Below are 9470 nucleotides of genomic sequence, written 5' to 3'. Positions count from 1 at the left end.
GCGGCTACGCCGTCGGCGAGCGGGTCGCGATCGGCGACACCCGCGGCACGTATGCGACGGCGCTGGCCGTGCCGGTCGGCAATATCACCCGGCTGCTGGACGGCGTCACCTCCGCCGAAGGCGCGGCTCTGGCGATCCCCGCCGGCACCGCGTACCAGTCGCTGCGCTCGCTCGGGGTGCGCAAGGGCGACACCGTGCTGATCCACGCCGGCTCCGGCGCTGTCGGCCAGGCCGCGATCCAGTTCGCCGTGCTGTGGGGCGCCACGGTCATCGCCACGGCAAGTCCCGCGCGGCACGACCAGCTGCGCGCGCTGGGCGCGATCCCCGTCGCCTACGGCGAGGGCCTCACCGACCGCGTCCGCGAGGCCGCGCCGCAGGGTGTCACCGTAGCCCTGGACGGCGCGGGCACCGACGAGGCCATCCAGACCTCGTTGGACCTGGTCTCAGACCACGACCGCATCGCGACCATCGTGCGGGGGCCGGATGCCGCAGAGCTGGGCATCCAGGCATACTCCGGCGGCAACCCGATTCCGCTCACCGAGCAGCAGCTGGCGTGGCGCCACGAAGCCGTGGGCGTGGCCATCAACCTCATCGAGGCCGGCGACTTCCAAGTCGAGCTCGGTCCCGAGCTGCCGCTGGCCGAGGCCGCACACGCCCACGAACTCATCGAGCAGCACGCCGCCACGGGCAAGATCGTGCTGATCCCCTGATCAGAGCGGTCTCCGCACGGAGAACACCATCGACACTGCCGCCGATCGCATGACCTGCAGCACAACTTCTGCTCCAGCGGTAGTCCCTCGTCATCCGATTTCGCGAAGTCACGCCGTGTTACATCTGTCCTTCCGCCTTCCTGGACCGCGTCCCACAATCGTGGGACAGCACAAGGAACAGGAGTCGGAAAGTGGCAGAGACGAACACCCCGCGTCAGATCAAGTTCGGCGCGATCCTCACCGGCACCGGTGGGCCCGGCGATCAGTTGCGTTGGCTGGATCCGGAGATCCCCGGTGATGCCAGCGTCGACATCGACTGGTACATCGAGTACGCGCGTCTCGCCGAGCAGGCGAAGTTCGACCTGGTCTTCATCGTTGACAGCCAGTTCATCACCCCGAACTCACCGCCCCACTACCTGAATCGGCTCGAGCCGCTGACGCTGCTGTCCGCCCTCGCCGTCGCGACGGATCGCATCGGCCTGGTCGGCACCGCGACGACGTCGTACAACTCCCCGTACAACCTCGCCCGAAGATTCGCATCGCTCGACCTCATCAGCCACGGTCGGGCCGGATGGAACGTGGTCACCAGCGGCGACGCGGGGACCTCCAGAAACTATGGACTCGACGAGCACTTCGACTATCCGACCCGGTATCGTCGCGCCGCCGAACACATCCAGGCGTCGCAGGCGCTGTGGGACAGCTACGAGGACGACGCGTTCCCCCGTGATCGGGACACACGGGTGTTCCTGGATCCGGAGAAGCTGCACGACACCGATCACCACGGGGAGTTCTTCGACATCGCCGGTCCGCTGAACATCCAGCGCTCCCCACAGGGCCAGCCGGTGATCTTCCAGGCCGGCGACAGCAACGACGGTCGGGACCTGGGTGGACGTCACGCGGAGGGCATCTTCACCCACGCATCGACGATCGAGGCGGGCATCGCGTTCCGGCAGGACATCAGAGGGAGGGCCGCAGCGGCCGGTCGCGACCCCGAGAACGTGCTGATCCTGCCCGGGGCGCGGATCTTCGTCGGCGACACGGATGAGGAAGCTAGGGCGCTCGAGCGCGCCGCCCACCAGCAGAGCAACTCATTCGATATCGCCCTGGCAGAGCTCGGGAGGCCGTTCGGCTGGCACGACTTCACCGTCCACGACCTGGATGCGCCGTTCCCCGACGTGCTGCATCTCGCCCAGCGCAGCTTCCGCACGAACGCGGAGCACATCGTCGCCTTCGCGAAGAAGGACTCGCTCACGCTCCGCCAGGTCGTCGAGCGGCTCTCGGCCTTCCACCCCTCTCCGTTCGTGGGCTCGCCGACCACCGTCGCAGACCGTCTCCAGGAGTGGTTCGAGGCTGGGGCCGTCGACGGCTTCAACGTCTACGTCGCCCAACCCGCGCAGTTCCGCCGCCTGCTACGGGATGTGATCCCGATCCTGCAGGCCCGTGGCCTGCACCGCACCGAGTACGAGGGCACCACGCTCCGCGAGCACCTCGGACTGCCAGTCCCCCAGAACCGCCACACGACGGCGGCGTCCGCGGCATCCGCCGTGAAAGCGGACCTGCTCACCGCGATCTCCTGACCGCGCTTCTCCCCTCCCCACCTGAACCACCCCACAGAAAGCAGACCGACAGTGACCAGATCATGGCGCACCTTTGCCGCAGCAGCCCTCGCGGTGACCCTCACCGCGAGCATGGCCGCATGCGCGTCCGGCGCATCCGGCGATGCCGGATCCGCAGGGCACCAGACCGTGCTGCGCTGGTCGATGGGCCTACCCACGTCATGGGATCCGGTGGCGAGCCGCACCGGCTTCGACATCAACACGATCTCACTTGCCTACGCATCGCTCACGCAACTCGATGCCAAGGGCGACGTCACCCCTGGGCTGGCGAAGAGCTGGAAGTACGACGCCACAGGGAAGGCCATCACCTTCACGCTCAGGGAAGGCCTGAAGTTCAGCGACGGGACGCCCCTGGATGCCGAGGCGGTCAAGGCGCACTTCGAGCGGGGCAAGACCCAGGCCGACTCGCACCTGCGCGACCAGCTCGCCGACCTCGCGGGCGTCACCGCCGACTCGTCGACCCAGGTGACTCTGCACCTCTCCGAGGTCGACTACCAGATCCCCTACCTCGTCGCCGGGCGCACCGGTGCCATCGCGAGTCCCGCGGCTGCGGAGGACCCCGCGAAGCTGGCCATCGACCCGGTGGGCGCGGGACCGTTCGTCCTGACCGAGTTCGTGCCCGAGTCGCACGCCACGTTCGTGAAGAACAAGGACTACTGGGATGCGAAGGACATCCACATCGACAAGCTGGAGCTGAGCACGGCGCTGGATGCCGCCACCGTCGTCTCCGCGGTCCAGTCCGGCTCTGTCGATGTGGCCAGGCTCCCCGCCACTCAACTGGACCAGGCGAAGGCCGCAGGTCTGAATGTGACCATCGCCGACACCCTGGCGGTCAATGACGCATCCCTGAATCTCAACAAGGCACCGTTGAACGACCCCGCGGTCATCGAGGCGCTGCGCTACACGTTCGACCGGAAGGCATTCGTCGACGCCATCACCGCCGGCAAGGGCACCGCCGTGCACCAGCCTTTCCCGAAGGGCTACATCGCCTACAACCCCGAGGTCGAGAAGCTCTGGAGCTACGACCCTGCGAAGGCCCGTCAGATCCTCTCCGACGCCGGCTACAAGGACGGACAGCTGTCCATCGAGATCACCGCGCACGCCGGCGGCGAGCTCGACGCACAGCTCACGCAGTCGCAGCTGAAGGCCGTCGGCATCGATTCCACGATCCGCCTGGTCCCCGCCGGTTCCACCACCTGGCAGGACGACGTGTACGTGGCCAAGTCCCCGCAGCTGGCCCTCGACGGCACCATCGGACGCGAATCGCCCGTGGCGAACCTGCTCGCGACCTACGGTCCCGCCGGGATCATGAACCTGTCCGGCCCGCACTCGTCGCCGGAGTTCCAGAAGGCGCTGGATGCCGTCCGTGCGACTCCCATCGACTCGCCGGACTATCCGACTGTGCTGCGCGCAGCCGTGAGGGCGGGCGTGGAGCAGTCGCCGACGAACTATCTCTACACCTCGCCGTGGATCTTCATCTCCGCGCCCGCGGTGAGCGACCTCAACCTCCTGCCCTCGCAGGTGCGCTGGGAGGGGGTGCGAGTCGACGGCTGATGCCGCTGACTCCTCACTATGAGAAACATCTCGGGTCGCGCCCTCCGGGCTGTGGGCGCGACCCTCATCACCGTCATCCCGGTGTTCGTCCTTGCGACGCTCATCACATTCCTGCTCGGCGCCGCCAGCGGCCTGAGCCCGGCGGCGTCGCTGTCGGGAGATGAGGCCACGCCGGAGCGCATCGCGCAGATCGAGCACCAGCTGGGTCTCGACCGGCCATTGCTGGTCAGGTACCTCGACTGGATGAAGTCGCTGCTGTCCGGCGATCTCGGCGTCAGCTGGTACAACCACTTCCAGGTCTCCACGCTGATAGGGCAGCGGCTGACGATCACCACGTCCATCGTGGTCGTGGCGCTGCTGCTCGGCGTGGCCACCGGCATCGCGCTCGGCCTGACCGCAGCCATCCACCAGGGACGGTTGGTGGATCGTGCCATCACCGCGTTCGTGTCGGCGGTGTCCACGCTCCCCCCGTTCGTCGTCTCGATCGGCCTGATCGTCGTGCTCAGCGTGTGGCTGAGGCTGCTCCCCTCGTCGGGGTACGTGTCGTTCGAGCAGAACCCCTCGATGTGGTTGAAGCTCATCATCATGCCCGCCATCGCGCTCAGCCTGGAGCCGGCGGCCGACATCGCCCGGCAGCTGCGCACGGGCCTCGTTCACACGCTGTCCGAGCCGTACATCACCGGCGCCGTGGTGCGCGGATTCACCCCAGCTCGGATCCTGTTCGCGCACGCGCTGCGCAACGGGTCCGGGCCCGCCGTGGCGGCACTGGGCATGAAGATCCCCGCGCTACTCGGCGGTGCAGTGGTCACCGAGACCATCTTCAACATGCCGGGGTTCGGTCTGCTCGCCGCGGACTCGGCGCTCCGAGGCGACGTGCCCGTCGTGCTGGGAACCCTGGTCGTCTCGATCATCCTCGTTCTGGTCTTCAACGTGCTCGTCAACATCGGGCTGACGATCCTGCAGCCGGCATCAAGAAGGAGCGCAGCATGAGAATCACCGACATCCTGCGGTCCACGAGCGCACGGACAGCAGTCGCGATCCTCGTCGTCATCGCGCTGTTGACCGTCCTGGGTCCGCTGATCGCACCACAAGATCCTTTCGTGCAGGACACCGCAGCGATGCTGCAGGGCCCGAGTCCGGCGCACCTGCTGGGGACGGACGAACTGGGACGCGACGTGCTCAGCAGGCTGCTGGCCGGGTCTCCGCTCTCGGTGATCTCGGCACTGCTGGCGGTGCTCGTGGGCGCAGCCATGGGAGTGGTGCCCGCGCTGCTGTCGGTTCAGCTGTCGCGAACATTCGAGTGGCTCGCGCTCCGCCTGACGGACGCGCTGATGACGCTGCCGTTCCTGGTGTTCGCGATCGCGATGACCGCGCTGCTCGGCAACGGCGTGCCGCAGGCGATGGTGGCCGTCGGCATCCTGATCTCCCCCGCGTTCTTCCGCGTCGCCCGCGCTGCCGCACTCAGCACCGCTCGATCGCAGTACGTCGAGGCGGCGGAGCTGATGGGCGCGTCCACCGGATGGGTGCTCCGCAGGCACGTGTGGCAGCAGGTGCTCCCCGCCATCACCGTGACCGCGGCGTCGATGATGGGCGCGGCGCTGGTCGTCGTGGCCTCCCTGACCTTCCTCGGCATCGGCGTCGTACCGCCGGAGCCGACCTGGGGCGGACTGCTCGCCGGCGACCTGAAGTACCTCTACCAGCGCCCGGCCGGCCCGTTGGCGCCCGCCGCACTCATCGTGGCGACGGTATGGGCGTTCAACGCTCTCGCCGATGCGCTGAGGGACGCCCAGACCCGCAGCACTCGCGCACTGCGGCCGCAGAATGCGGCGCGCATCGGACAGGAAGTGACAGCATGACTCTTCTCGAGGTCTCGCAGCTCTCCATCACCACCGAGGACGGCTCGCTGCTCGTCGACGATGTGTCGTTCACCATCGACCGCGGGCAGACGCTCGGACTGGTGGGCGAGTCCGGCAGCGGCAAATCCCTTTCCTGCCGCTCGGTGCTGGGCATCGTCCCCGATGCGCTCACCGTGACGGCCCGGCGCCGCTTCTTCGACGGCATCGACCTGAACCGCGCCACACGCGCGCAGTGGCGCGCCATCCGCGGCCCGCGCATCGGCGCCGTGTTCCAGGACCCTGGCTCGCACCTGAACCCGTCCATTCCCGTGGGCCGGCAGCTCGCGGAGGTGCATCGCGTCAAGCGCGGCCTCTCCCGCCGAGACGCACGGGCTGCCGCGGTCAGCGGCCTCGGCGATCTGGGCCTGGTCGCGCCGGAACGCGTCGCGCGCGCGCTGCCTCACGAGCTCAGCGGCGGGATGCTGCAGCGCGTTCTGCTCGCCATCGCCATTGCGGAGTCCCCCGAACTGCTGATCGCCGATGAGCCCACCACCGCCCTGGACGTGACGGTCCAGGCCGAAGTGCTCGACGTCCTGGCCGACCTGCGCGCGACGACCGGACTGGCGATTCTGTTCGTGTCCCACGATCTGCCGGTCGTCGTCCAGGTGTGCGACAGCATCCACGTCATGCGGCACGGGCGCATCATCGAGTCCGGCGACTCCAGCACCGTCCTGAGTGCCCCCGCGCACGAGTACACGCGCGCTCTGGTGCGGGCACACGCCGAGTACGGGCTGGATCGGGTCCTCACGCGGGAGGCCGCGCATGCCTGAGCTCATCCGTCTGGAGCATGCGAGCATCGGCTACGGACCGAGGCGCCGCGCGTTGCCGGTGCTGAAGGGCATCACCCTGAGCATCGCAGCCGACGAGCGCATCGGCCTGATCGGCGAGACCGGTTCGGGGAAGTCCACGCTCGCCCGCACCCTGCTCGGCCTGACGACGATCCTCGACGGCACGGTCGAAGTCGCGGGGACAGACATCGCCGCGCTCCGCGGCCGGAGCCTGCGGGCGTTCCGCCGCGGTGGAGCGATCCAGTACGTGCACCAGGATCCGCTGCGCAGCCTGAACCCCGGCATGCGGGTGTCGGATTCGATCGCGGAGGGACTCGTCATCCGGGGTGGTCTGAGCCGCGATGAGGTCGCACGACACGTCCAGGACGTGCTCACCGTCGTCGGGCTGGATCCGCTGCTGTCCGACAGGCTGCCTTCCGAGCTGTCCGGCGGACAGCGACAGCGGATCGTGCTCGCCCGTTCGCTCGTGCTGCACCCCCGCCTGCTGATCCTCGATGAGCCGGTGAGCGCCCTGGACGCCGCAAGCCGCGTCCAGGTGCTCGATCTGCTGCGGCTGCTGGCGGACGAGCAGAACCTCGCACAGCTGTTCATCTCGCACGACCTCGGCTCCGTGGCCGGCACCACAGACCGGCTCATCGTGCTGTACCGCGGTCGCATCGTGGAGGACGGGCCGACCGCCGAGGTGCTCGCCGATCCCCGGCATCCATACACTCGACTGCTGATCGAATCCGCGCCGTCGCTGACCTCCACCGGCGCCGACCGCGACCGCCGCCGTCAGCTGCGTGAGGCCGTGGAGGTCATCCAGTGACATCGTGCGCAACAGTTCGACACACCCCTGCGCGAACCGCCGACGACCGTCAAGGATTGACCGCATGAGCAGTACGCCCTCCCCCACAGCCGTCTTCACACCGGCATCCCGTGCCCGCGGCACGCTCGCGCTGATCCCGGGTCGCGACGAGACAGCCGCGGTCTACCGCCGCTTCGGCACGCGCATCAGCGCCGACGGGTACGGCGTCGGCGTGTTCGCCGAGGCGGGTGCGGCGATCGCGTGGCTCCGCGAGCAGGAGAGCCCGCGCGTGCTGGTCGGCTCCGACACCGGGTCATCGGCGGTGCTGCAGGCGCTCGCGCAGGACGACGTCGCCGACGCGGCGATCGTGGCGGGCGTCGTGACCGACGTGGAGCGACGACCGGCGGATGCCGAGCGCACGGCCTGCCCCGTGCACCTGGGCGTGCTCGCGAAGCAGCACGAAGACGACGCTTCACTTCGACTCGCCGGCGCTCGGCCGGCACAGGCGACAGGCTCAACGGCCCGGGAGGGCTCGGGCCCTGATCCTGTCGATGGGTCGACCCAGCCCGAGCTCCCCGCACCGGCCGACCTCGCCGCGATCTCGGTGCCGGTGCTGGCCGTGCACGGCGGCGCCGATCCGGTCTCTCCGTTCGCGCAGGCGCGCGCCGCGCTGTCGGCCGTGCCGGACCTCGAGATCCTCGAGACCGTCGGCGGCCTGCACGACGCGCTCAACGACGCCAGCCATCGCAGCGTGGCGGCGGGAATCGTGCTGTGGCTGGAGCGCCTGCGCGCCGGCGACGTGCACACCGCCGTCGTCCGAGCGATCGACACCACCCGAGAGGCGGCTGCAGCGTGACCGCCGGATTCGCGACCCTCCAGGTGCAGGCGGGCTTCACGACCGGCCTGCCGTACTCCAGCGCCGTCCCCGCCATCCACCAGACCGCCGCGTACGAGTTCTCGTCACTGCAGGAGGCCGCCGACCTGTTCGCGCTGCGCAAGCCCGGGATCATCTACAGTCGCAACGCCAGCCCCACCCAGCTCATCCTGGAGGAGCGCGTGGCAGCGCTGGAGGGCGGCACGAGCGCCGTGGCCGTCGCTTCAGGGCAGGCGGCGGTGGCCGTGACGCTGCTGGCGCTGGCAGGCCGCGGCGGGCACATCGTCGCCGCCGACCAGCTGTACGGCGGCACCGTCGACCTGCTGCAGGACACCCTCGACGACTTCGGCATCGCCGTCACCTTCGTGGATCAGGATGACCCGGATGCCTGGCGGGCGGCCATCCGCCCCGACACCCGTGCCGTGTTCGCGGAGATCGTGGCGAACCCCGTGGCCCAGGTGCTGGACACCCGGCTCGTCGCCGACATCGCCCATGCCGCCGGTGTGCCCCTGGTGGTCGACAGCACCGTCGGCACCCCGGCGCTGGTGCGTCCGGGTGACCACGGGGCGGACTTCGTGGTGCACTCGGCCACCAAGTTCCTGGCCGGTCACGGAAGTTCATTGGGCGGCGTGGTGGTCGACCAGGGCACCTTCGACTTCGGCGCCGAACCCGAGCGCTGGCCGCAGTTCACCCAGCCGTACACGCGCTTCGGCGATCTGGTGCTGTGGGAGCGCTTCGGGCAGGGCCGCGCGTTCGCCGTGCTGGTGAAGTCCAAGTACGTGCACGACCTGGGCCCCTCACTCTCCCCGTTCAACGCCTGGCAGATCCTGCAGGGCATCGAGACGCTCGACCTGCGCGTGGCGCGCCAGTCGGCGAGCGGCCTGGCCATCGCGCAGCACCTGGCGCAGCATCCGTCGGTCGCGAAGGTCAACCACCCCGGTCTCGCAGGCAACCCCTGGCACGCACTGGCCGAGCGGTACCTGCCGAACGGCGTGCCCTCGGTGTACTCCTTCGAGATCGCAGGAGACGAGCAGGACGCCTTCGCGCGCATCTCACGGCTCGTCGAGGAGCTGAAGTACTTCCGCCTCGTGGCGAATCTGGGTGACGCCCGCAGCCTGATCTCGCACCCGGCATCCATGACCCACTCCCACCTCACGCCCGATCAGCGGGCGGCGGCGGGCATCTCGCTGAACACCATCCGCCTGTCGATCGGGATCGAGGATCCCGCCGACCTCATCGCCGACCT

General features: G+C 69.1%; 9 protein-coding genes. All 9 read left to right on the top strand.

Annotated features, from left to right (window positions below; all coding sequences use genetic code 11):
- Positions 1-710 (top strand): zinc-binding dehydrogenase (locus WA967_RS10345; protein WP_424422062.1); only part of this gene is annotated, 710 nt, incomplete at its 5' end.
- Between the two features lie 191 nt (positions 711-901).
- Positions 902-2287, top strand: a complete 1386-nt coding sequence (locus tag WA967_RS10340; protein WP_424422060.1) for an LLM class flavin-dependent oxidoreductase — start codon at positions 902-904, stop codon at positions 2285-2287.
- Between the two features lie 51 nt (positions 2288-2338).
- A complete protein-coding gene (locus tag WA967_RS10335) occupies positions 2339-3880 on the top strand; it encodes an ABC transporter substrate-binding protein (protein ID WP_424422057.1) in 1542 nt (513 codons plus the stop codon).
- A gap of 18 nt (positions 3881-3898) precedes the next feature.
- Positions 3899-4870 (top strand): ABC transporter permease, encoded by a 972-nt coding sequence (locus WA967_RS10330; RefSeq protein WP_424422055.1) that lies wholly within the window; start codon positions 3899-3901, stop codon positions 4868-4870.
- Positions 4867-5736, top strand: coding sequence for an ABC transporter permease (locus WA967_RS10325; RefSeq protein ID WP_424422046.1), 870 nt, complete (start codon positions 4867-4869; stop codon positions 5734-5736). Before WA967_RS10330 ends, WA967_RS10325 begins: the two co-directional genes overlap by 4 nt.
- Positions 5733-6545, top strand: a complete 813-nt coding sequence (locus tag WA967_RS10320; protein ID WP_424422043.1) for an ABC transporter ATP-binding protein — start codon at positions 5733-5735, stop codon at positions 6543-6545. Before WA967_RS10325 ends, WA967_RS10320 begins: the two co-directional genes overlap by 4 nt.
- Entirely contained in the window at positions 6538-7371 is an 834-nt protein-coding gene (locus WA967_RS10315; RefSeq protein ID WP_424422040.1) for an ABC transporter ATP-binding protein, read from the top strand. The genes WA967_RS10320 and WA967_RS10315 overlap by 8 nt, the downstream gene beginning before the upstream one ends.
- A 64-nt stretch (positions 7372-7435) precedes the next feature.
- On the top strand, positions 7436-8206 hold the full coding sequence (locus WA967_RS10310) for an alpha/beta hydrolase (protein ID WP_424422038.1): 771 nt from the start codon (positions 7436-7438) through the stop codon (positions 8204-8206).
- The coding region (locus WA967_RS10305; protein ID WP_424422036.1) for an O-acetylhomoserine aminocarboxypropyltransferase/cysteine synthase family protein at positions 8203-9470 on the top strand (1268 nt) is incomplete at its 3' end. The genes WA967_RS10310 and WA967_RS10305, both read left to right, overlap by 4 nt.

The sequence above is a fragment of the Microbacterium sp. genome (assembly GCF_049650565.1).
Taxonomy (GTDB): domain Bacteria; phylum Actinomycetota; class Actinomycetes; order Actinomycetales; family Microbacteriaceae; genus Microbacterium.
This window is presented reverse-complemented; position numbering and strand designations above follow the sequence as displayed.

Coding starts and splice junctions, on each gene's coding strand:
- WA967_RS10330 (WP_424422055.1), top strand. CDS start 3,899: ATGAGAAACATCTCGGGTCGCGCCCTCCGGGCTGTGGGCGCGACCCTC.
- WA967_RS10315 (WP_424422040.1), top strand. CDS start 6,538: ATGCCTGAGCTCATCCGTCTGGAGCATGCGAGCATCGGCTACGGACCG.
- WA967_RS10325 (WP_424422046.1), top strand. CDS start 4,867: ATGAGAATCACCGACATCCTGCGGTCCACGAGCGCACGGACAGCAGTC.
- WA967_RS10320 (WP_424422043.1), top strand. CDS start 5,733: ATGACTCTTCTCGAGGTCTCGCAGCTCTCCATCACCACCGAGGACGGC.
- WA967_RS10310 (WP_424422038.1), top strand. CDS start 7,436: ATGAGCAGTACGCCCTCCCCCACAGCCGTCTTCACACCGGCATCCCGT.